The sequence below is a fragment of the Pantoea sp. S-LA4 genome, assembly GCF_054482835.1.
The window spans coordinates 2,311,440-2,335,267 of record NZ_JBTLRC010000002.1 but is presented as its reverse complement, the minus strand read 5'-3'; the positions used below and the strand labels follow the sequence as shown (position 1 = coordinate 2,335,267).

Here is a 23,828-nt window from a genome sequence, read left to right as displayed (position 1 = left end):
TGGTAACACCATGCGAGACCACAGACAGGAGTATGTAATGTCCAAGCAACAGATCGGCGTTGTAGGTATGGCAGTGATGGGCCGCAACTTGGCTCTTAACATTGAGAGCCGCGGTTACACTGTTTCTATCTTTAACCGTTCGCGCGAAAAGACGGATGAAGTCATCGCAGAGAACCAGGGCAAGAAGCTTGCTCCTTTTTACACAGTTGAAGAGTTTGTTGAATCGCTGGAGAAACCACGCCGTATCCTGCTGATGGTACAGGCGGGTGAAGCGACTGATAAGACTATCGCCTCGCTGACGCCACATCTGGATAAAGGCGACATTCTGATTGATGGCGGTAACACCTTCTATAAAGACACCATCCGTCGTAACAAAGAGCTGTCAGACCAGGGATTCAACTTCATCGGTACCGGTGTCTCCGGCGGCGAAGAGGGCGCACTGAAAGGTCCATCCATTATGCCTGGCGGCCAGAAAGAAGCGTATGAGTTGGTTGCACCGATTCTGGATAAGATTGCGGCACGTGCTGAAGATGGCGAAGCCTGTGTGGCTTACATCGGTCCGGACGGCGCGGGTCATTACGTGAAGATGGTGCACAACGGTATCGAATACGGCGATATGCAGCTGATCGCTGAAGCTTACGCGCTACTGAAAGGTGCGCTGGGCCTGAACAACGAAGAGCTGGCTGAAACCTTCACCGAGTGGAACAACGGCGAACTGAGCAGCTACCTGATCGACATCACCAAAGATATCTTCACCAAGAAAGATGAAGAAGGTAACTATCTGGTTGATGTGATTCTGGATGAAGCAGCCAATAAAGGTACCGGTAAATGGACCAGCCAGAGTTCACTGGACCTCGGCGAGCCGCTGTCGCTGATTACTGAGTCGGTATTTGCTCGTTACCTCTCCTCGCTGAAAACGCAGCGCGTAGCGGCTTCCAAAGTGCTGAGTGGCCCACAGGCGCAGGCTTTCACTGGCGATAAAGCGGAGTTTATCGAGAAAGTGCGTCGTGCACTTTATCTGGGCAAAATCGTCTCTTATGCGCAGGGCTTCTCTCAGCTGCGTGCGGCCTCAGAAGAGAACAACTGGGATCTGCATTACGGTGAAATCGCGAAGATTTTCCGCGCTGGCTGCATTATCCGTGCACAGTTCCTGCAGAAAATCACCGACGCCTATGCTCAGGATGCGAGCATCGCTAACCTCCTACTGGCACCATACTTCAAAGATATCGCTGACCAGTATCAGCAGGCGCTGCGTGATGTGGTTTCTTATGCGATTCAGAACGGTATCCCAACACCAACCTTCTCTGCGGCGATTGCTTACTACGACAGCTACCGTTCAGAAGTACTGCCTGCCAACCTGATTCAGGCGCAGCGTGACTACTTTGGTGCGCATACCTATAAGCGCATTGATAAAGACGGTGTGTTCCACACCGAGTGGTTAGATTAAATCAGGTAGTATGTAATTGTAAAACCCGGCTTTGCCGGGTTTATTTTAACAATCCCTTCGAAAAAACGAATTCTCGAATCTTCAGGATTTATAATGATATTCAACATTAGCAAAACGCTATGGACGTACCGTAGCTTTATATTGGGAAATATGAAGCGAGAGTTCCAGTCAAAGTATCAAAATTCATTATTAGGCGCACTATGGAATGTTATCAATCCATTAGCAATGATAGTTGTTTATACAGTTATCTTTGCTGAGATAATGAGAGCCAAACTTCCCGGTGTTGATAGCACCTATGCTTACAGCATCTATTTATGTGCGGGCGTACTTACGTGGGGATTCTTTTCAGAAATAACATCACGCTCACAAAACGTTTTTATCGAAAATGCAAACATACTTAAAAAAATTAATTTCCCCAGGGTTTGCTTACCAATAACAATTGTGTGTAATGCCTTCGTTAATTTTGTGATTGTGTTTGGATTGTTTACTCTGTTCTTAATAGTAAGTGGTAATTTTCCTGGTGTCGTTTATCTGGCATTAATCCCGGTTTACATTATCACTATTTTGTTGGCTGTAGGTATTGGAGTAACATTAGGTGTATTAAATGTGTTTTTCAGGGATGTAGGGCATTTCTTTGGGATATTCATGCAATTCTGGTTTTGGCTCACGCCTATCGTTTATCCTGTAACAATTATACCAGAGCGCTACAAAGCGTTGATTAATATCAATCCGATGAGTGGCATAATGTTCAGTTGTCAAAATATTCTGGTTAAACATATTGCTCCGGTCTGGAGTGATTTACTCCCTGCTGTTTTTGTCGCAATTTTTTTCAATCTTATAGGGCTGTATTTGTACAGACGTCATGTTGGCGAAATGGTGGATGAACTTTAATGAGTCAGGTAATAAAAGTAAATAAAATCGGCAAAGCTTATAAAGTCTATCCAAACCGCTGGAGCCGCTTCCTGGAATGGATTTCACCCATAAAGAAAGATCACCATGAGCTAAGATGGGTACTTAACGATATCAGCTTTGAAATAGAGAGTGGACAAGCTGTCGGTATCATTGGTATGAATGGCGCGGGCAAAAGTACTCTGCTAAAAATACTTACTGGTACGACTAAACCAACCAAAGGTGTTATCACGACTAAGGGTAAGATTGCTGCGCTGCTCGAATTAGGCATGGGTTTCCATCCCGATTTCACAGGACGGCAAAACGTTTATATGGCTGGCCAGTTAATGGGGCTGACAGTTGAAACCATAAATAAGCTGATGCCGGAAATTGAAGAATTTGCAGAAATCGGTGAATACATCGATCAGCAAGTCAGGGTCTATTCAAGTGGGATGCAAATGCGCCTTGCTTTCAGTGTTGCTACCTGCGTCAGACCGGATGTTCTGATTGTCGATGAAGCATTATCTGTGGGGGATACATATTTTCAACACAAAAGCTTCGAAAAAATCAGAGAATTTAAAAAACATGGCACAACGCTACTAATTGTTTCTCATGATAAACAAGCTATTCAAAGTATCTGTGATCATGCGATTTTACTTAATAAAGGGAGAATCGAGAAGCAAGGCGATCCAGAAATGGTCATGGACTATTACAACGCACTATTAGCTGATAAGCAAAAACAGAAAATAGAGCAAGTAATGAACCAGCAAGGGAAAGTGCAAACTATTTCGGGTACCGGTGAAGCCGTTGTAGATAATATCACAATTTATAATGAGGCTGGCGAGCAGGTTGAATACATCGAAGTAGGGGAGACCGTTAAACTTTCTATTGATGTGCTCGTTAAATCAGATATTGAAAAACTTGTAGTTGGTTATGGCATAAAAGATCGTCTGGGTCAGGTTATGTACGGCACCAACACACAGCTTAAGAAAAAACCTATCTTTAATACAAAGGCGGGAGAGAAATACAAATTTGAGTTTCAGTTCGATATGAATATGGGGCCAGGAAGTTACTCCATACAGACTGCGATAGTTAGTTCGGACACACATCTGGTGAACAATTATGAATGGCGTGACCTTGCCTTTGTGTTTAATGTCGTCAATGCGAGTCACCCACACTTTGAGGGTGTGAACTGGTTAGACCCAGAAATCGAGATAAACAAACATGACTAAGGTTTCATACGCTCAGAATTACGAAGATATCATGCTTTGGAGAGCGTTAAAGCATATAGAAAATGGTTTCTACGTAGACGTTGGAGCTAACGATCCGATAATAGATTCCGTTACGAAATTATTTTACGATGCAGGCTGGAGTGGTATCAACATTGATCCTGTTGAGAAGTTCATCGAGAAATACCACCTTTTGCGTGAAAGGGATATTAGCATCGCAAAAGCGGTATCGGATGAAAAAGGTGTAATGCAACTGTGGCAATGTGATGTACCTGGCTGGTCTACACTAGACAAGGACGTTGCCGCTAAACATGAATCGGAGGGATATGAAGGCTATTGGTCTGAAGTAAGCATCAATACCCTGGCCGCGATCCTTGAAGAACAAAACATAGCTGATATTCATTTCCTCAAGATTGATGTTGAAGGTGCTGAATATGCAGTGCTTAAAGGCAATGACTGGAATAAATATCGGCCATGGATAGTATTAATTGAAGCTACTGTGCCCAATACCCAGATTTCAGATTACGACGAATGTGAAAAACTACTGTTAAACAATAATTATCACCACGTTTTCTCTGATGGGCTTAATCGCTACTATGTAGCGAATGAACATCCTGAACTCGATGATGCGTTCAAATATCCACCTAATGTTTTTGATGAGTTCATTTCTTATAGAGAATCTCAACTACAATCAGAACTTGATGAAAACTATATCAGAATGGTTAAGGCAGTGAACGAAGCTAACACGCTTTATGAAAAAGAGCAGGCTCTCATGCATGAACTGGAGAGACTCACGCTTCAAAAAGAAGAAACAGATGCAAACTATCAGATCCTTCTGGAGGAAAATTTAAAGCTATCAGCACTTGCTACCGGAGCTGACGCCTTAAAAGAGCAAGAAAATGAAATCAAAAATGATAACAGCAAAAAAGAAAAAAGTTTTCTGAAACAGAAGAACAAGCTTTTACAGAAAATTGTCAGCACTGAAGAAGAGCTTGAACAGTCAAAAGCTGCAATTACTGATCTAAATAGTAAAATTGCAGAATTGAATCGGCATGCTCATCACTGGTGGGAGACGGCTCAACGATTTGAAACTGAGCTGAACCTGGTTTATGCAAGCAGAACGTGGAGATATGGTACTTTACCAAAACGTATTCTCTCCCGGATTAAAATCAAAGTTCATTCACTCAAACAGCAAACCAGGCACTTACTATCTAGAATTACAAATCTCACATACAGACTGGCAAGAAATGTAGCATTGAGCGCATTGCAGAAGCCGGCGATTAGAGGTCCTCTTCTAAAAGTAGTAAACAGGTTTCCTGGACTTAAAAGCTATCTCAAAAGAAAATACATCAGAAGTGTAATTCAAAGTTCTGTACAGGAAAGTACAATGCCAAAAGATAGCGTTAAAATAAATCAAATAAAAAACGTTATCAAAGCCAAATTAAAAAAATAGGTAATTCAAATGCGTCTAGTTATCGACTTGCAGTCATTACAAGGAACAAACAGTAATCGTGGCATTGGGCGTTATGCTCTGTCACTAACTTCAACGCTACTGGAGTTATGTCGAAATGATGAAGTATACCTACTACTGAATGGAAGCCTTCCTGAATCAGTAAACACTATTCGGGAAGCTTTTAATGAAAAGGTTAATCCGGAAAATATTTTAACATTTTCTTCCCTGGAACATACCGCTGGATTACATAGTGAAAATAAATGGCGTCAGGGCGTTGCTGAGTTATCCAGGGAGGCTTATCTTGAAAAGATTGCTCCCGATGTAGTACTCATTACAAGCCTTTTTGAAGGGGTTGTGGATGACACAGTGACAAGTATCATAAATAAAAATAAAAATTATCTGACAGCTGTTGTATTATATGATTTGATTCCTTTTATAGCTGCAAAGGATTATCTTGAAAATCCCGGGATGTCTAAGTGGTATTATAAGAAAATAGACCATTTAAGACGTGCTGATATGTTATTAGCTATATCTGAATCTTCGCGCCAGGAAGGTATAAAGTATCTTCCTTTCCCAGAAGATAAAATTATAAACATATCCACTGATGCTGACAGTAATTTCAAGAAATTAGAAATTGTTAATCCCCAGGTACTGACTAAGTTTAACATTACTAAGCCCTATGTAATGTACACAGGTGGGATCGATAAACGAAAAAATATTGAAGGCCTGATAACTGCATATTCAGAACTTGATGAAAACGTAAGAAGTGACCATCAGTTAGTGATTGTTTGTTCGGTCAATAATGAGAGTCGTCAAATACTAAAGAAACTTATCCATGAAGCACAGTTGAGTGAAACCGAAGTTGTAATTACGGGTTACATCACTGATGAGGAATTGGTTGAGTTGTATAACCAATGTGCATTGTTCGTCTTCCCAAGCTTCCATGAAGGTTTTGGCCTTCCCGTACTGGAAGCAATGCGTTGCGGTGCCCCTGTCATCTGTTCAGGGCTAACAAGTCTTCCTGAGGTTGTTGGACTTGAAGATGCTATGTTCGATCCAAAAGATGAACAGCAATTTATTGACTTGCTCGAAAAGGGATTAACAGATTTGAACTTTAGAGATCTGTTAATTTCACATGCTGAGACGCAGCAATCAAAATTCTCATGGGAAACGACGGCTCGTAAAACGTATGATGCACTTAATAAACTTAATGCACATAAAAGTCACATGCCTGTCATCTCTCATTTACTTCAGCGTAAAAAAATAGCCTATGTTACACCCGTTCAGCCCGCGAAATCAGGCATAGCGAATTATTCAGCTATTTTACTGCCTGAACTTGCAAGATATTACGATATTGACATTATTATTAAAGATAATGTCCCAGTCGATAAGGTTGCCGAGTCTTACAGTAAAATAAGAAACACGCAATATCTATTGGAAAACTCTGATAAATATGATCGGGTTGTTTACCAATTTGGCAATTCCGAACACCACGACTATATGTTTCCACTGCTGGAAAAAATACCCGGCGTAGTAGTATTACATGATTTCTATATTTCTGGCGTCGTGCAGCATATGGATGTATTCAATACCCATCCTGGTGTCTGGACACGTGAATTACTTATTGGTCATGGGTACAAAGCTTTAAGAGAACGATATTTAGAAAATAATAGCGCAGAAGTAGTATGGCGTTACCCTTGTAGCTATTCAGCCTTGTCTCTGTCTCAGGGCGTCATTGTACATTCCGAAAACTCAGTTCGCTTGGCTAAGCAGTGGTATGGTACAGTTAACCCAAATTTATGGAGCGTGATACCCCACCTTCGTGAGCTGCCATTAATCAATGATAAAAGTGCTGCCAGGAAAAAGTTATCAATTAGCGATGATGCATTTGTCATCTGTAGCTTTGGATTCCTGGGTGAATCTAAATTGAATGATAGGCTGATTGAAGCATTTGCTGAAAGCAGTTTATACGATTCTAAAGAATGTTATATCTTCTTTGTTGGTGAGATGCATGAAGGTGATTTCTCTAAAAAGATAACCCGTCGCATTACAAGTTTAAAAATAACAAACAGAATACAAGTTACAGGCTGGACCGATCTCGATACGTTTAAAGATTATTTACAGGCAGCTGATATCGCCGTGCAACTTAGATCACTTTCCAGAGGAGAAACCTCAGGGGCTGTGCTCGATTGCATGAGTTATGGTTTACCAACTATCATCAATGCTAATGGCACTATGGCTGACATTAATCCTGAAAGTGTCATTATGCTTGAAGATAAATTTGATGATGAGTCGCTGGTTGAAGCCCTTGAGTCGCTTTTTAAATCAGAGAGTTTGCGAAAAAAACTTTCGAGTAAAGCGATAGAAGAAATTTCAACTAAGCATTCTCTGTGGCGATGTGCAGAGCAGTATTCAAAAGCTATTGAAAATTTTTACCACCCAAAAAATAATTTTGTTAGTGAGACGCTTGATTCACTTTTTCAGGTTGAAGGATCTTATTCTGAGCAAGATTTAGATGCATTGGCTACGGCAACTGCTTACAATAAAGGCGCGGCTATTACCTATCCTAAATTGCTCGTTGATATTTCTGAACTGGTTCAGCGTGACGCAAAGTCTGGTATTCAGCGTGTTGTCAGAAGCATTCTGATGCAATGGCTGGAAAACCCACCAGAAGGTTTTCGTGTTGAACCTGTTTATGCCACTAATGATAGGGACGGTTACCATTTTGCTCGTTCATTTACGGCCAGGTTCCTCGGTATTGAAAATGTACATCTTCAGGATGAACCTGTTGATTATGTAAATGGTGATGTTTTTGTTGGCCTTGACCTGCAACCACACATTACGGTAAGACAAGAAAAAACACTAAGCAAAATGCGCGCTTTAGGTGTCAAGATTAATTTCGTTGTTTATGATTTAATTCCTCTTCTTCATTCTCACTTTTTTGTCAGTCCCGAAGATGCAGCAAAAGACCATGCGCGCTGGCTCTCCGTGGCAGCAAACAGTGAATCACTTATTTGCATTTCAAAAGCCGTCGCTGATGAAGTAGAAGAGTGGTTAAGAACGGATTTCCAGGGTAAAGCTAAACCAGAAGTTAAATGGTTTCATCTGGGTGCTGACATTACTAATTCGAAACCCAGTGCTGGTATCACAGGCGAAGATGAACGGATCCTTAGCATTGTCAATGATGCGCCAGCATTTCTGATGGTCGGTACATTGGAACCCCGTAAAAATCACTCCTTAGCATTAGAAGCTTTTGATAAGCTATGGCGAGAAGGTAGTGATGCTGTTTTAGTTATTGTCGGAAAAGAAGGTTGGGGTGTTGATGAATTGATGCAACGCATTAAAGCTCACCCTGAAAATAATAAAAAACTTTTCTGGCTAAATAATGTCTCAGATGAATTTTTGCAACGGCTGTACCAGGAAACCCAGTGCCTTATCGCTGCCAGTACTGCAGAGGGCTTCGGTTTACCCCTTATTGAAGCTTCACAAAATAATCTTGATATTATAGCGAGTGATATCAAGGTGTTCAAAGAAGTCGCACAGGAACATGCACTATATTTTAAAAGTGACGATGCTGCGTCGCTTAGTGAGACCGTTTTACAATGGCTTTCACTAAAGCAAAGTAATACTCAACCTGTGTCTGCTAATCTTAAATGGAAAACATGGGGTGAGTCTGCACAGGATCTATTAAATTCAGTGATTAAATAATGTTGATTTTTAGTAGATTAACTTTTTGATAAACGATGTGATGTTTTAGCCCTGTAGCTGGTTTCCGATAATTATCTGCCATGTGAACAGGGCTTATACATTTATTGTTTGTCATAAATGTCATAAGGCGTTTTAAGTGTGAAGCTAATTATTCAAATACCCTGTTATAACGAGGCTGAAACTTTATCGATTGCACTGACAGCTTTGCCAAGGCATCTTGAAGGTTTCAGTAAAGTAGAGTGGTTGATCATTGATGATGGGAGTACTGACGCGACATGTGAAGTAGCGCAGGCCTGTGGTGTTGACCATATAATAAAACATACGGGTAATAAAGGACTTGCAAAAGCTTTTATTACTGGCATTGAGGCATGCATTTTGCTCGGGGCTGATGTAATAGTAAATACTGATGCAGATAACCAGTATAACGCAGATGACATTCCTGCGCTTGTAGCGCCTGTCTTGAGCAATCAGGCTGAGATAGTTATTGGTGCCAGACCCATACAGGCTATTGAACATTTCTCATTAGCCAAAAAAATACTTCAGAAAATCGGAAGTTACGTAGTAAGAAGCGCCAGCAAAACAACAATACCCGATGCACCAAGTGGTTTTCGTGCAATCAGCCGCAATGCAGCTCAAAAGTTAATGGTTTTCAGTGAATATACCTATACTCTTGAGACTATTATCCAGGCTGGACAAAAAAATATTTCAATTACATCTGTCCCTGTCAGGGTTAATGATGATCTCCGTCCTTCTCGTTTAGTGAAAAGTATCCCATCCTATATTCAGAGAAGCATTTTTACTATAATACGAATTTATGTGATATATCGCCCGTTCAGATTTTTCATGAGTATCGGGTCTCTGATTATGTTGATAGGATTAATTATTGCCGGCAGATTTTTGTTTCTATTTTTGAACGGCGACGGTGATGGGCACATACAGTCTCTGATTCTCTCAGCCGTATTAATGATGATGGGATTTCAAACTATCCTGGTGGCTTTTTTGGCAGATCTTCTTTCTGCTAACAGAAAGCTAATTGAAGATGTCCGGGAAAAAGTCGCAAAATTAACAATAGAGAAAGGTAGTAAATAAGATGGCTTTTTCATCAGGCAAAAAAGAAAACGGTATCGTATTTGGCAATGCTTATGATAAATATGGTTCAAATAATCCTATTGTCAAACATATGATGCGTGGTTTTGACCAATCTCTTGAGCGCTACATAAGCCAAACTGGCGTCAATGAGTTTCATGAAATAGGCTGTGGTGAAGGTTACTGGGTTTTAAAATATTTAGAAAAAGGATTTAATACTCGTGGAAGTGATTTCTCCTCGGAAGTTATCTCGATAGCGAAGAGTAATGCTACAGAACGAGGTGTGTCAGAGGATCTATTTACCGTTAAAAGCATTTATGATTTAAACGCTGCCGCAGACTCCTCTCAACTGATCGTATGTTGTGAGGTTTTGGAGCATCTTGAAAATCCTCAAGCGGGTCTCGAAAAAATAAAAGAAGTTGCTCGTAATTATGTGATTTTGAGCGTTCCATCAGAACCATTATGGAGAGTTTTAAACCTTGTAAGGTTAAAATATATTTCTCAATTGGGTAATACGCCTGGTCATTTGAATCATTGGTCTCGAAATAAGTTTGTAGCCCTGATTTCTGAATATTTCGATGTTCTATCAGTAAGTTCACCAACTCCCTGGACAATGTTACTGTGTCAAGTCAAAAAAGATTGATGCTTTTAAAAAAAGCAGTGAATTACGTTTCTTATTTATTGGTTTTCCTCAGCGTAATTTTTATTGGCTATAAATTTTATACCTTACAAGGTCTGGTTAATCTTACAGGTTTTTTTAAAGATCATGCTCTGGTTTTTACTGTTGCGTGTCTGGTGTATGCTCTTAATAATTATCTCCTTGCGGCTGGTTGGCGTTTAATATTAGCCGGACTTGACGAAAAGATAACTATAAAGTTATCAGTGGCGATTTTTGGGGTTTCTCAAATTGCTAAGTATATTCCCGGTAATATATTTCAGTTCGCAGGGAAGCAAGTGCTTGCAGTCAGACATAACCTCAATTCTGCTAAAGTGGCTAAGTCGCAATTTTTAGAAATCATACTCTTGTTGTTATCCTCTTTACCCTTCAGTGTTTACGTAGGGGTGTATTACTTTCTCGAAATGGGAGTTGCGCTCTCTATTTTTACTTCTTTTTTGTTTTTTTTGGGCGCATCATTTATTATCAACAGAATTAGCACTAATTTTTTCAGAACCTTTTCAAGCTATATGATATTTATGTTTGTCTCGGGACTGATGTTCTTCTTGATAGTTACTTCGACAATAAAAGTAAATTCTACTTTATCTTTAGATGCATTTGTTTTATGTAGCTTTGTTGCGGCATGGCTGATCGGGTTTATTATGCCTGGCTCTCCAGCTGGATTAGGAGTAAGGGAAAGTATACTAATTCTTCTTCTTTTTCCGGTTTTTAGAGATCAGTCATTGGTTTTTAATGCCGCCATTCTAACACGTTTAGTGACAGTTATTGGTGACTTGATTTTTTTCATTTTCTCTTCAACGGTTCAAAGGTTTATTGATAGTGAGCGACAAACAAAAAGAATTTAAAAGAATCCCGTTCCTGTTTTTTGCATTTATTGCTGGTTTATTTTCACTTATCACTAATAATCTTATACCATATTTTTCGCTTCCTACGCTTGGGCAGGCTTTTTGGGCTGTGGGCTTCGCACAGTCTATAGCAAATAGCTCTGTGTTTACTGCTCACGCTTCAAATTTTGGATTCCCTTACGGCGGCAATATTTCATTCGGCTTGTCTGCTGTATATCCTATGAGTATTCTTTTACGATTAGGGTTTTCTCCTGCTAATAGTTATATTATTATTTTCACTTTATTCATATTAATTTCTTTTGTGTCTGCTTACAAAATAAGTAGGCATTTTAAGGTTAACCAGTATACATCAGTTTTATTGTCACTGTTATGGGTCATTACGCCTGTAGTCGTTCAGCATGCTAATTATTCCATGTTAACCCTGGGTATAGCATTGCTTCCTTTTTATTTTTTTAGTTTTATGAAGGCAATGACTTTTTGTGATGGCAATCAGCGCCTTAAATTTTATACTTTTTCGTTGTTTATTTGTACTGTTTCATCCGTCATTTCCATTTTTATGGATGGATACACATTCATTATGCAGGCGGTTTTGAATTCATTTTATTTAATGTACTTTCTCTCCAAAGATAATAATCGAACGCTGAAGGTAATTGTTAAAGTAGTTTCGGTGCACGCTTTCGCTTGTATATTTTCTTATATTCTTTATGCTGCGTTTATAGGTAGGTCAGGCTATGAACCCCAGCAACTCTCTTTTTTCCGTTCCTGGGGCGTTGATATTTCTTTTCTTGCTGCCCCATCATCAGGTATTTCATGGCTTCTGGATAATCTGCATTGGTCCGTGTTTCGCACCGAGGGGCAGTATTATGGAGATAGTTCCGTATGGCGAACGACATTTTTATTGCCCATGTTGATCTTATCTCTTTGCCATTTCTCTAAGTCAAAAATTAGAAATAATAAAAGTATTGTAATTTTATTCTTATCTGTCTTTATATTTTCATTGTATTTCTCGTTGGGACCTTCCTTCAAGTTTATGCTATTGAAACCTACAGGCCAGCCTGATCTCTCACCCATAATACCTGATAATTATCCTTTATTACCCACTGGCACCGGTTGGATTTCAGAACACATACCCGGTTTTGACGTTATGAGAGCATCGTATCGTTGGATAGCATTATCCTTTTTCGCTATATGGTGCTTAGTTGTTCTGCTGTTATCGTCCCGTAAAAATAATTTTTTCTCAGCGCTTTTAGTGAGCTTTGCTATTTTATTTTATATTCCGCCTCTTGAGAATCATTTATCAGCAGGCAGGTATTATAATGAAGCATTTGAACGTGTTGATAATGAAGTGGTGAGAAATCTTAAGCCGTTAATCAATTCTGGTGATTTGGTTGCTTATGTCCCTTGGGGTAATGATTTTTTGGCTAATTACCTGTCTTCCGCCCTGAATGTTAAGAGCTTCAACTTAGGTGGGGATAAAAATGTCCAGCAATCTATGGTGTATTGGCCTCAGGATTTCCTTAAGCTGCGGGGTGAGTTAACAGGCTCCAGCCTGAAATATATTATAAGGCTGTTAAGCTTCGAAAATGTAAATGCAGTTATTATACCTAACTTTGACATGCTCTGGTCAGCCCATGTCTGGCCTTGTAAGATGCCAGACACACCAGTTGAAGCGCAAATGATTTATCCTGACTTTACCTGTCCTGACGCCAAAAGGATGCAATTTTTGCCGCTAGTGAACGTATTAAAGCAAGAGGGATATTTAGATGTTATTCAAAATGAATTATTCACAGTCATCCGTTTGAAGAAAAATGCTATTAATTATCCACTGTTATTCTCTGCTGATTCATTAGCTAAATATAGAGTGCTCGGTAAGGGATGGTATGATCCAGAAGAAAACGGTATATGGTCATCGGCTCGTGCAGATCTTTTTTTGCCGTCTGTAAAAGGAAAAGTTAAGAGTGCGACTTTAAGATTGAATTTTAATGTCTTTGATGCTTCGGAATCTCACCCCAGGAAAGTTATTTTCAGAGTGAAGTTATCTAATAAATCTTATGAGAAAAGCATTGTTTCGGTGGGTGGAAACGATCATGTTGATTTAACTGTCGATAATATAGAAGATGCATTTGTTACATTAGAAGTTATTGATGCTGTTTCGCCATCTATTTTTGGCAGTCGTGATGAACGGGTTCTCGGGCTATTTTTAACCAGCATTAATAATTTATCTTAATAGTACCTGCATCTTTCCTATTTTATACAGTGCATTGTATAAAAATTGAGTCATCGCTTAATAAAAAAGGCTGCCAGCTCACTTAGCTGGCAGCCTTTTTTTTATCCCACCAGCAAATCCCCGCTCCGAATCTCACTCTCGCCCGCCAGCCTCACGACCAGCATACCCGCCGTTGCAAACCGTACCCAGTGTCTCGCATAGAGAATGCCGCCGTGTTCAGCCATTAATGGCGTGATCTGGTCGGTGACCGGATCAACAATCTCCGCTACCACTTCGCCAGCACGAATCCTGGCACCCAGTGATTTGCGATGCAGAATCAGACCGGAGACCGGAGAGTGAATATATTCGCAGGCGGCCAATGGCGTCGGTGGATGCTTCAGGGCAGGGGAGGTCGCGGCAGAACCTTCGCTGTAGCGCTCTTTAATCATACTCTGTTCATCCGCCGCTTCGACCACGTCGGGCGCGCTCAGTCCGGTACCGCTTTCGCCAATCGCCACCACGTCTTCGCCTCCGGTGGTCACCGACACCAGCTCATCGCCACCAATCACCGGTGCCGCCACTTCAACCGAAACCGCCGGCTCGCTGTAACCGATGTAGCCGCTTTCCTGTAACGCGGAAATAATCGCATCCGCATCCTTTTCAGCCTGCTCAGGAGAGACGTCGCGTACGCCACGCAGTTCAAGGGTAACCGGCAGCAAGCCGCGCGGCATCGGGAAGTCTTTGCCAAAACGTTCTGCCAGCGTCAGCCAGGGTTCACAGCAGGCTTCATCAAACGGTTCGCCGCCTGAAATCTGCGCCAGCAGCTGTACCTCACTGCCTAACCAGCGCGCCAGCGGCTCGATATCCGGCCAGGCGTGCGGCGTAGTATAGAGATGCGGCACGGCTTCCCAGTCACAATGCAGATCAATCATCAGATCGGCCTGACTGGCCATGCGCATCAGGGTATAACGCTGCGCATCCAGTTCGGTTCTGGGCACCGTATCGCGGTAGTGACGATCGATCGCCTCACGGATCAGGGTTTTATTCTGCGCTTCGCTCTGGGTAAGACTGTCAGCCAGTCCGGCTGCCAGCGTCTCGCCCAGCGAGGGGAAGCGGCGATTAAAATCCTGTCCCGATAAGGTATGAAAACGACCCAGATGCGTTCCGTGCCAGTGCTGACCCAGCGCCAGCGGATTGGCGACCGGCACCAGGGTGAAAGCGGCTCTTAACTGGCCAGCTGACTCCAGCGTCTGTAGCCGTTGCTTTAAAAACCATGCCACCGCCATGCCCGGCAACTCGTCGCCATGTAGCGCAGCCTGGATATAAACCTGACGCGAGTGGTTTTCAGCAAAATGGAAACTGATAATTTCACGTTGGGTGCCTAAAGAGGCGCTTAACAGAGGATGATGTTGTTGATGCATACCGTGTTAATGTCCTGTGGTCGGCGAAGGACGGCAGCGCGCCGTCCTGAAAAGGTTAGAGTATAGTGCCGGATCGCATTAAATGACGGAAAAGCCTGCCTGCGATGCTACTGCTGAACAGAGATATCGGTGGCGAAATAACGCTTCTGAATCTGATCAAAGGTGCCATTCTTTTTGATCTCAGCAAAGGCATTATCCAGTGCCGTCTTCAGTTCCGTGTCACCTTTACGCAGCCCGATGGCGGTGCCGGGACCGATAATCGGGTCCTGAACGATCGGGCCTGCCAGCTCAAAATCTTTTCCCTGCGGCTGCTTCATGAAGCCAATCGCCGCCTGTGCGGCATCGGTGAACACCACATCGAGACGACCGGCAACTAAATCACTTTCGACCTGCGCCTGGTCACTATACGGCACCACGTTCACGCCATGCGGTTGCCATTTTGCCAGTGCATAACGCTCCTGAACCGTGCCCTGCTGAACGCCTACCGTTTTGCCTTTCAGTGATTCCGCGGTCGGCAGTACGCCAGCGCCTTTGCGGGCAATCAGCTGGGTGTGAGTGTCGTAGAGCGGCACGGTGAAATCGATCTGCTTCAGCCGCTCTTCCGTAATGCCCATATCAGAGAGGATGGCATCGAACTTGCGTGCTTTCAGTGCCGGGATCATGCCGTCAAACTGGCTTTCAACCCAGACGCATTTCGCCTGCATCTGGGTACACAGCGCATTGCCCAGATCGATATCGAAACCAACCAGTTTGCCCTGCGGTGTTTTCGATTCAAACGGTGGGTAGGTGGGATCAACAGCGAAGCGGACCTGGTCGATTTTTGCCTGCGCACCAAAGGCACTGCCGGCGACGACAGCCATGATCAACGTCTGACGCAGACGGGTAGTAAAGCGGTTCATTGCCATGTAATGGTCTTCTTTAGTCGTGATGAGGGTTCACGCAGAGTAACGTTGACCGCTAGTGATGGCAATTACTGGATGATATTCACCACGTTAGCCCGGCACAGCGCCCGATAATCTTCCGTGTTGAGGATAACTGAGCGATCCAGCAGACCGGCGTTAAAAGCGATCTCCGGGTAGCGGTCAAACAACAGCGGATCAACAACCAGGTTTAAATCGGGATGAAAGCTAAATGGTGGAATCGCACCAAACACGCAACCGGTCAGGGCGTCGGTTTCTGCCGGACTGGCGAGTGAGGCACGGCGTCCGCCGACTGCGGCGGCCACTTTGCACAGGTCAGCCTGCTGATCGGCGGGCAACACCGCCAGTACATGCTGCTTAATGCCATTCCCTTTAACATGGCAGACCAGCGCTTTGGCGCCCTGACCGACGGCAGTGCCGCGGATCGCCGCCACCGCTTCGCACTTACCGGTCGCCTGATGTTCCATCAGTCGATAACGTGCCTGGTGCTGGTCGAGCAGGGCGATCAATTTTTCATGGGTGGTCATGGTTCTCTCCAGACGCAGTGAGTTGCTGGATCAGGGTTTGCAGCATAAGCGGCTGACGCGGTAATAGACCTGCCCTGAGACCGAACGGTTTAAAGGCACGATTCAGCGTAGTTAAGGTGGTGTGGTCTCAATGTCTGGACTGCTGGATTTTGATTAAAGCAGCATCCCGCCGGACACCGTTAATACACCACTGGAGAGTTAACATCATCGTGCCTGTTGAGCAATATTTTGCTCAAAAATAGCGCTAAGGGTTATTTTTGAGAAGGACACTGCTCAAAATCATCGCCTCAGCCTGATTTTGAGCAGCTTATTGCACATTTTACTTATGGCGGGCGCGCAGGTTGTTGATCACCGCGCTGAAGTCGAGATCCTGATCCTGTAACAGCACCATCAGGTGATAGACCAGATCTGACGCTTCATTAGTCAGTTCATCCCGATCGTTGACCGTAGCGGCCAGCGCAGTTTCAACGCCTTCTTCACCCACTTTCTGCGCGATGCGCTTGGTGCCGCTGGCGTAGAGTCGTGCGGTGTAAGAGCTTTCAGGGTCGGCTGTTTTGCGGGACGCCAGCAGCTCTTCCAACTGATAGAGGAAGGTCCACTCTGGCACGGCCGGCGAGAAGCAGCTGGTGGTGCCCAGATGGCAGGTCGGACCGATCGGGTTCGCCAGTATCAGCAGCGTATCGTTATCGCAGTCTGGCGTGATGCTCACCGCTTGCAGAAAGTGGCCGGAGGTCTCGCCTTTGGTCCACAACCGGTTTTTGGTGCGGGAGAAAAAGGTCACGTTGCCTTCGGCCAGGGTTTTTTCCAGCGCCGGCTGAGTCATGTAACCGTGCATCAGCACTTCGCCAGAGACGTTATGCTGCACGATGACCGGCATCATGCCCTGGGTTTTGTCCCAGTCAAGCTGGGTCAGTTGTTGTTCGGTTAACACGCGCGAATCTCCACTCCGTTGTCGATCAGGAAGCTTTTCAGCTCGCCAATATTGATAATCTGCTTATGGAACACCGAGGCGGCTAACGCACCATCGACGTTGGCCTCGGTAAAGGCGTCGAGGAAGTGCTGCATAGTGCCTGCGCCGCCAGAAGCGATCAGGGGCACTTTGCAGACTTCACGCACTTTCTTCAGCTGCACCAGGTCATAACCGTTACGCACGCCATCCTGATTCATCATGTTCAGCACGATTTCGCCAGCGCCCAGTTTCTGGACCTCCTGCACCCACTCCAGCGTTTCCCACTGCGTCACCCGGGTCCGCGCTTCGTCACCGGTATACTGATTCACCTGATACTTACCGCTGGCTTCATCGAACCAGGTATCAATGCCGACCACAATGCACTGTACGCCAAAGCGGTCCGCGAGGCGGGTAATCAGCGTGGGGTCAGCCAGCGCAGGAGAGTTAATCGAAATCTTGTCCGCACCAAATTCCAGAATGCGCGCCGCGTCTTCCGGCGTTTTGATCCCGCCTGCCACACAGAACGGAATATCGATTACTTCCGCGACCCGCGAAACCCAGCTCTTATCGACGACCCGGCCATCAGATGACGCGGTGATGTCATAAAACACCAGCTCATCAGCGCCTTCAGCCGCATAGCGCTGCGCCAGCGGGACGATATCGCCAATGATCTCGTGATTACGGAACTGCACGCCTTTCACCACCTGGCCATCACGTACATCAAGACAGGGAATTATCCGTTTTGCCAGCATGAGATAGCCTCCGAAACTGTGAATTTACCTTCCAGCAGCGCACGTCCGACAATCACGCCCTGAACGCCGCTGCCGCGCAGGGCGGCGATATCATTAAGTTCACCAATGCCACCCGAAGACTGGAAGGCGATGTCCGGGAAGCGAGCGGTCACTTCCTGGTAAAGCGCGACGTTGGAGCCGCTCAGGGTGCCGTCGCGTGAAATATCGGTGCAGAGTACATGCTTCAGGCCAGCCGGCTGGAAATCGGCAATCACCTGTTCCAGCGTAACGCCCGCCGCTTCCTGCCAGCCGCTGATCGCCACTTCTTTGCGGTTATCAGCATCAATGCGCACATCCAGCGCCAGCACAATCGCCTCTGCGCCAAACTCGGCAAACCAGCGTTTTACCTCGTCAGGCTGCTTCACCGCGGTTGAACCCACCACCACGCGGCTGGCTCCGGCGTCCAGCAGTGCTTTCACATCGTCACGATGACGAATGCCGCCACCGACCTGCACAATCACGTCGACGCCGTCGAGCAGGGTTTTCAGCAGCGCAATCTGCCGCTTTGCCGGATCTTTCGCGCCGGTCAGGTCCACCAGATGCAGCACCGTGGCGCCTTCCTGCGCATACTGCTGCAGACGAGGCAGCGGATCGCTGCCGTAGTCGCGCTGCTGGCCATAATCGCCCTGATGCAGACGGACGACTTTGCCGTCGATTAAATCTAACGCGGGGATAATCATCACATCTCCAGGAAGTTTTTCAGCAACTGCGCGCCCGCTTTGCCCGAGCGTTCCGGATGGAACTGGACGCCGAAGAAGTTATCTTTCTGCACCGCCGCGGTGAAGGCTTCACCGTAGTGACACTGGGCGATAGTGCTGGCATTAACCGGCATGGCGTAGCTGTGAACAAAGTAGAAGTAGCAGCCTTCCTCAATGCCACGGAACAGGTGGTTGCCCGCCTGGGCGGTAATCTGGTTCCAGCCCATGTGCGGCAACGGCAGACCATGGGTGTTCATCAGCGAGACCGGCTGATCGATAATCCCCAGCGTCGGCACGCCGCCGTTTTCATCACTGCCGCGTCCCAGCAGCTGCATCCCGAGACAGATGCCCAGCACCGGCTGGGTACAGGCTTTGACCAGATCGATCAGGTCACGCTCTTCCAGCTGATTCATCGCCGCCTGCGCGGTGCCCACGCCCGGCAGAAACAGTTTGTCGGCGCGCAGCACCACATCGGGATCGCGGCTGACTTCCGGGGTGTAACCCAGACGTTCAATCGCCCATTTCACCGACGAGAGGTTGGCGCAGCCGGTATCCATGATTACCACGTTCATCACAGCACTCCTTTCGAGCTCGGCAGCGTATTACCTTCAACGCGGATCGCCTGGCGCAAAGTACGGCCAAAAGCTTTAAACAGGCTTTCGACGCGGTGATGATCGTTCTTACCTTTGGTTTTCAGATGCAGGGTGCTCATCATGGCGTAGGAGAGCGAACTGAAGAAGTGCTCAACCATCTCGGTGCTCAGGTCACCGACGCGCTGATAGTTAAATTCCGCTTTAAATTCGATGTGCGGACGGCCGGAGATATCCAGCGCACAGCGTGCCAGACACTCATCCATCGGCAGCACAAAGCCAAAACGGCCAATGCCACGCTTATCGCCCAGCGCTTTAAGTAACGCTTCACCCAGCGCCAGGCCGGTATCTTCCACCGTGTGGTGATCGTCGATGTAGAGATCGCCTTTCACTTCGATGTTCATGCGGAAACCGCCGTGCACCGCAATCTGGTCCAGCATGTGGTCAAAAAACCCGACGCCGGTGTTAATTTTGCTGCCGCCTTCGCGATCCAGCCACAGCTCGACCCGCACCTGAGTCTCTTTGGTATTACGCTGCACCAGCGCATAGCGGTCGCGCTGGGTCAGACGCTGCTGAATGGTCTGCCAGTTCTCGCCGTCCGCGCCATAACGGATTGGCTGAATGCCCATGTTCTCCGCCAGCTGCACGTCAGTCAGGCGATCGCCAATCACGTAGCTGTTAGCGGTATCCAGCGCGCCTTCAGCCAGCCAGGCTTCCACCATTTTGGTTTTTGGCTTACGGCAGTCACAGTGATCTTCGGGCAGGTGCGGGCAAATCAGCACGTCGTCAAAGGTGATGCCCTGTGAGTTCAGCACCTGCATCATCAGGTTATGCGGGCCATCAAAGTCCGCCTGCGGGAAGCTCTGGGTGCCGAGTCCATCCTGATTGGTGATCATCACCAGGCGGTAACCGGCAGCCTGCAGCGCCAGCAGTGCCGGGATGACGTCAGGCTCAAACGCCAGTTTGTCCATACGATCCACCTGAAAATCTTCAGGCGGCTCAGAGATAAGGGTACCGTCGCGGTCAATAAAAAGGGTCTTCTGGCTCATGCTTGCTCCACAGAGAGGGCTTGCAGCGCGGCGATCACACGTCCGCACTCTTCACGCGTGCCGATGGAGATGCGCAGACATCCCGACAGGCCCGGATTTTTGTTCTGGTCACGCAGGATAATGCCCTGATCCCACAAGGTTTTGAAGACTTTTGGTGAGTCGGAAAACCGCGCCAGCACATAGTTGGTTTCACTGGCGAAAACCTGTTCTACGCAGCCCAGCTTTGCCAGCTCTGCCAGTAACCAGCTGCGGTTGTCGTTGAGCTGCGCCACATGCTCACGCATCAGCGTGATGCCTTGCTCGCTCAACGCCTGACCGGCGACATCCGCCACCGGTGTCGCCAGCGGATAGGGCGCAATTACCTTCATCAGCAGGTCGATGACCGGCTGATTGGCCAGCGCGAAACCACAGCGCAGGCCAGCCAGCGCAAAGGCTTTCGACAGGGTGCGCAGGATCACCAGGTTGGGATAATCTTTCAGCCAGCCGGTCAGCGTCGCCTGCGGACAGAATTCAATATAGGCTTCATCCGCCACCACCAGCGCTTTGCCGGCGGTCATCGCCAGCAGCTGACGGATATCATCCTGATTGATCAGGTTGCCGGTGGGATTGTTCGGGCTGCAAAGGTACACCACCTTGACGCCTTCCAGCTGCTCAGCAATGGCGGGCAGATTAAGCTGCCAGTCGGCCAGCGCCGGGACGGTGCGGTATTCAATGCCGATGGTTTCGGCGCTGACGCTGTACATGCCATAGGTCGGCGGGCAGAACAGAATCGCATCCTGACCCGGCTCACAGAAGGCGCGCATGATCAGTTCGATGGCTTCATCTGCGCCACGGCTCACCAGCACCTGCTCCGGCGTTAAGCCCGCGTAAGCAGCGTAGCGCTCAATCACCAGTTTAGGCTGACACTCCGGATAACGGTTCAGCGTCTGCTGTGACAGCTCAAACGACACCGGCAGCGGGAACTCGTTGGCATTGAGCCAGACATCACCGTTGCCACCCAGCCGGCGCGCCGACTGGTAAGGCGTCAGGGCGCGAACGTTGGCGCGCGCCAGTTGTTCAATATTCTGGCTCATGCTTGCTCCTTCAGTGCGGCAACGCGCAGGGTGACGGCATTTTTGTGGGCATCCAGCTGCTCGGCGGCTGCCAGCGTTTCAATCGTCGCGGCCAGGTTGAGGAAGCCCTGCGGCGTCAGCTCCTGTACCGTCATACGTTTCTGGAAATCCGCCAGGCCGAGGCTGGAGCAGGTCGAGGTGTAACCGTAGGTCGGCAATACGTGATTGGTGCCAGACGCATAGTCGCCCGCGGACTCCGGTGACCAGTCACCGAGGAATACTGAACCGGCGCTGGTGATCGACTCCACCAGTTCGCGTGGCTGACGGGTCTGCAGGATCAGGTGCTCCGGACCGTACAGATTCGAAATTTCCACACACTGTTGCAGATCGCGCGCCACAATCAGACGGCTGCTCTCCAGCGCCTGACGGGCCGTGGCGGCTCGCGGCAACTGCGCCAGCTGCTGCTCAACCGCTTCAGCGACTGCATCAGCCAGCGTGCGCGAAGGCGTCAGCAGAATCACCTGGGAATCGGGACCGTGTTCGGCCTGCGACAGCAGATCCGACGCCACGAAAGCGGGCGTCGCGCCCTCATCGGCAATCACCAGCACTTCTGACGGACCCGCCGGCATATCAATCGCCGCCCCATCCAGGCGCTGACTGACCTGACGTTTCGCTTCGGTCACCCAGGCGTTGCCCGGACCAAAAATTTTATCGACGCGCGGCACGGTTTCGGTGCCGAAGGCGAGGGCGGCAATCGCCTGCGCACCGCCAACCTGAAACACCTCTTCGACGCCACACAGCTGAGCGGCATAAAGAATCTCATCAGCAATCGGCGGCGGTGAGCAGAGCACCACGCGACCACAACCGGCGATGCGCGCCGGGGTTGCCAGCATCAGCACGGTAGAGAACAGCGGCGCAGAACCGCCAGGAATATAGAGTCCGACCGATTTCACCGGGCGGGTGATCTGCTGGCAGCGTACGCCGGGCTGGGTTTCAACATCCACTGGCGGCAGGATCTGCGCATTGTGGAAGGTTTCGATATTGGCCACCGCTACCGCCATCGCCTGTTTCAGCGTATCGCTGAGCCGGTCACTGGCATCGCTGATCTGTTGCGGCGTTACGCGCAGATTCTCAACCTGCGCCTTATCGAAGCGGGCGCTGAAGTCGCGTAGCGCCGCGTCACCACGGGCCTTCACCTGCTCCAGCACTTCACGTACCGTCTGGGTCACATTCTCTGAGGCGGCAATAGCCGGACGTAACAACAGCGCTTGCTGCTGTTCTGCGCTGCATTGCTGCCAGTCAATCGGGGTAGAAAAGGCCATGGCTTACTCCATCATCTTCTCAATCGGCAGCACCAGAATCGAACTGGCACCCAGCGCTTTCAGTTTTTCCATGGTTTCCCAGAACAGGGTTTCACTGCTCACCATGTGCATCGCCACGCGGCTGACATCGCCTGCCAGCGGCAGCACCGTTGGGCGCTCTGCGCCAGGAAGCAGGCTGATCACTTCTTCCAGGCGTTCACTCGGTGCGTGCAGCATGATGTACTTCGATTCACGCGCTTTAATCACGCCCTGAATACGGGTCATCATTTTGTCGATCAGCTCCTGCTTCGCGGCAGGCATCTCGCCGTCACGCTGGATCAGCACCGCTTTTGAACGATAAATCACTTCAACTTCGCGCAGGCCATTGGCTTCCAGCGTGGCACCGGTCGACACCAGATCGCAGATGGCATCTGCCAGGCCGGCACGGGTGGCGACTTCAACGGACCCGTTCAGTAAACAGGTTTTGAAGCTGACGCCTTTTTTGTCGAGGTATTGTTTGAGCAGGTGCGGATAGGAGGTGGCAATACGGGATTTATCGAGGCATTCCGGGCCGGTGTACTCGGCATCTGTCGCCATCGCCAGCGACAGGCGGCAACCGCCGAAATCCAGGCGGCGCAGCGTGAAATAACGCGGGTCTTCACCCTGGGCACGGCGTGAGAGCAGCTCTTCTTCCAGCACGTTCTCACCGATGATGCCTAAATCGACCACACCATCCATTACCAGACCAGGAATATCGTCATCACGCACCCGCAGGATGTCGATCGGCATGTTCTCCGCAAACGCAATCAGGCGCTGTTGCTGAAGATTGATTTTAACGCCACAGCGCGCCAGCAGTTCGCGTGAATCATCGCTTAAACGGCCGGATTTCTGCATAGCTATGCGTAAACGGGTGTTATCTAACATGGTTCCTGTCCTCTTTAAGCCTATTCCAGTAGGCGTATATTGTTGCAGTCAGTCTGGTCACGGACAGT

Annotated in this window: 20 protein-coding genes; 9 read left to right on the top strand and 11 right to left on the bottom strand. The window is 47.4% G+C overall.

The window, feature by feature from the left end; all coding sequences use genetic code 11:
- Positions 1–37: 37 nt before the first annotated feature.
- The 9 genes from gndA to ACX3P5_RS11805 all read left to right on the top strand — a co-directional run bounded on the left by gndA (position 38) and on the right by ACX3P5_RS11805 (position 13,559).
- The gene (gene gndA, locus ACX3P5_RS11845) at positions 38–1,447 is read left to right on the top strand and encodes an NADP-dependent phosphogluconate dehydrogenase (protein WP_094120353.1); all 1,410 of its coding nucleotides are present in this window, start codon (positions 38–40) and stop codon (positions 1,445–1,447) included.
- A gap of 93 nt (positions 1,448–1,540) precedes the next feature.
- The gene (locus ACX3P5_RS11840; protein WP_233987647.1) at positions 1,541–2,338 is read left to right on the top strand and encodes an ABC transporter permease; all 798 of its coding nucleotides are present in this window, start codon (positions 1,541–1,543) and stop codon (positions 2,336–2,338) included.
- Positions 2,338–3,567, top strand: coding sequence for an ABC transporter ATP-binding protein (locus ACX3P5_RS11835; protein ID WP_233987648.1), 1,230 nt, complete (start codon positions 2,338–2,340; stop codon positions 3,565–3,567). The genes ACX3P5_RS11840 and ACX3P5_RS11835 overlap by 1 nt, the downstream gene beginning before the upstream one ends.
- Entirely contained in the window at positions 3,560–5,017 is a 1,458-nt protein-coding gene (locus ACX3P5_RS11830; protein ID WP_233987649.1) for an FkbM family methyltransferase, read from the top strand. The genes ACX3P5_RS11835 and ACX3P5_RS11830 overlap by 8 nt, the downstream gene beginning before the upstream one ends.
- Positions 5,018–5,026: 9 nt before the next feature.
- A complete protein-coding gene (locus ACX3P5_RS11825; RefSeq protein WP_458968757.1) occupies positions 5,027–8,725 on the top strand; it encodes a glycosyltransferase in 3,699 nt (1,232 codons plus the stop codon).
- A 138-nt stretch (positions 8,726–8,863) separates the two neighbouring features.
- Entirely contained in the window at positions 8,864–9,814 is a 951-nt protein-coding gene (locus ACX3P5_RS11820) for a glycosyltransferase family 2 protein (RefSeq protein ID WP_262287616.1), read from the top strand.
- Position 9,815: 1 nt separating this feature from the next.
- A complete protein-coding gene (locus tag ACX3P5_RS11815) occupies positions 9,816–10,454 on the top strand; it encodes a class I SAM-dependent methyltransferase (protein ID WP_233987653.1) in 639 nt (212 codons plus the stop codon).
- The gene (locus ACX3P5_RS11810) at positions 10,433–11,332 is read left to right on the top strand and encodes a hypothetical protein (protein WP_458968756.1); all 900 of its coding nucleotides are present in this window, start codon (positions 10,433–10,435) and stop codon (positions 11,330–11,332) included. The genes ACX3P5_RS11815 and ACX3P5_RS11810 overlap by 22 nt, the downstream gene beginning before the upstream one ends.
- Positions 11,307–13,559, top strand: a complete 2,253-nt coding sequence (locus ACX3P5_RS11805) for a hypothetical protein (RefSeq protein ID WP_336755596.1) — start codon at positions 11,307–11,309, stop codon at positions 13,557–13,559. The genes ACX3P5_RS11810 and ACX3P5_RS11805 overlap by 26 nt, the downstream gene beginning before the upstream one ends.
- 101 nt (positions 13,560–13,660) lie before the next feature.
- Here the strand turns inward: ACX3P5_RS11805 and ACX3P5_RS11800 are convergent, their stop codons facing one another.
- The 11 genes from ACX3P5_RS11800 to hisG all read right to left on the bottom strand — a co-directional run bounded on the left by ACX3P5_RS11800 (position 13,661) and on the right by hisG (position 23,760).
- Positions 13,661–14,959: a succinylglutamate desuccinylase/aspartoacylase family protein gene (locus ACX3P5_RS11800; protein WP_458968755.1), complete on the bottom strand. Its 1,299-nt coding sequence runs from the start codon at positions 14,957–14,959 to the stop codon at positions 13,661–13,663.
- 107 nt (positions 14,960–15,066) lie between these two features.
- A complete protein-coding gene (locus ACX3P5_RS11795; protein WP_458969181.1) occupies positions 15,067–15,858 on the bottom strand; it encodes an ABC transporter substrate-binding protein in 792 nt (263 codons plus the stop codon).
- Between the two features lie 71 nt (positions 15,859–15,929).
- Positions 15,930–16,406: a YbaK/prolyl-tRNA synthetase associated domain-containing protein gene (locus ACX3P5_RS11790; RefSeq protein WP_458968754.1), complete on the bottom strand. Its 477-nt coding sequence runs from the start codon at positions 16,404–16,406 to the stop codon at positions 15,930–15,932.
- A 319-nt stretch (positions 16,407–16,725) separates the two neighbouring features.
- On the bottom strand, positions 16,726–17,337 hold the full coding sequence (hisIE, locus tag ACX3P5_RS11785) for a bifunctional phosphoribosyl-AMP cyclohydrolase/phosphoribosyl-ATP diphosphatase HisIE (protein WP_458968753.1): 612 nt from the start codon (positions 17,335–17,337) through the stop codon (positions 16,726–16,728).
- Positions 17,331–18,107 (bottom strand): imidazole glycerol phosphate synthase subunit HisF, encoded by a 777-nt coding sequence (hisF, locus tag ACX3P5_RS11780; RefSeq protein WP_336755593.1) that lies wholly within the window; start codon positions 18,105–18,107, stop codon positions 17,331–17,333. Before hisF ends, hisIE begins: the two co-directional genes overlap by 7 nt.
- Positions 18,089–18,826: a 1-(5-phosphoribosyl)-5-[(5-phosphoribosylamino)methylideneamino]imidazole-4-carboxamide isomerase gene (hisA, locus tag ACX3P5_RS11775; RefSeq protein WP_233987660.1), complete on the bottom strand. Its 738-nt coding sequence runs from the start codon at positions 18,824–18,826 to the stop codon at positions 18,089–18,091. Before hisA ends, hisF begins: the two co-directional genes overlap by 19 nt.
- Positions 18,826–19,416, bottom strand: coding sequence for an imidazole glycerol phosphate synthase subunit HisH (gene hisH, locus ACX3P5_RS11770; RefSeq protein WP_458968752.1), 591 nt, complete (start codon positions 19,414–19,416; stop codon positions 18,826–18,828). The genes hisA and hisH overlap by 1 nt, the downstream gene beginning before the upstream one ends.
- A complete protein-coding gene (gene hisB, locus ACX3P5_RS11765) occupies positions 19,416–20,483 on the bottom strand; it encodes a bifunctional histidinol-phosphatase/imidazoleglycerol-phosphate dehydratase HisB (protein ID WP_233987662.1) in 1,068 nt (355 codons plus the stop codon). The genes hisH and hisB overlap by 1 nt, the downstream gene beginning before the upstream one ends.
- Complete coding sequence (hisC, locus tag ACX3P5_RS11760; protein ID WP_458968751.1) at positions 20,480–21,556, bottom strand: histidinol-phosphate transaminase; 1,077 nt, start codon at positions 21,554–21,556, stop codon at positions 20,480–20,482. Before hisC ends, hisB begins: the two co-directional genes overlap by 4 nt.
- A complete protein-coding gene (hisD, locus tag ACX3P5_RS11755) occupies positions 21,553–22,857 on the bottom strand; it encodes a histidinol dehydrogenase (protein ID WP_458968750.1) in 1,305 nt (434 codons plus the stop codon). The genes hisC and hisD overlap by 4 nt, the downstream gene beginning before the upstream one ends.
- A 3-nt stretch (positions 22,858–22,860) precedes the next feature.
- The gene (gene hisG, locus ACX3P5_RS11750; protein WP_004571317.1) at positions 22,861–23,760 is read right to left on the bottom strand and encodes an ATP phosphoribosyltransferase; all 900 of its coding nucleotides are present in this window, start codon (positions 23,758–23,760) and stop codon (positions 22,861–22,863) included.
- Between the last annotated feature and the right edge of the window lie 68 nt (positions 23,761–23,828).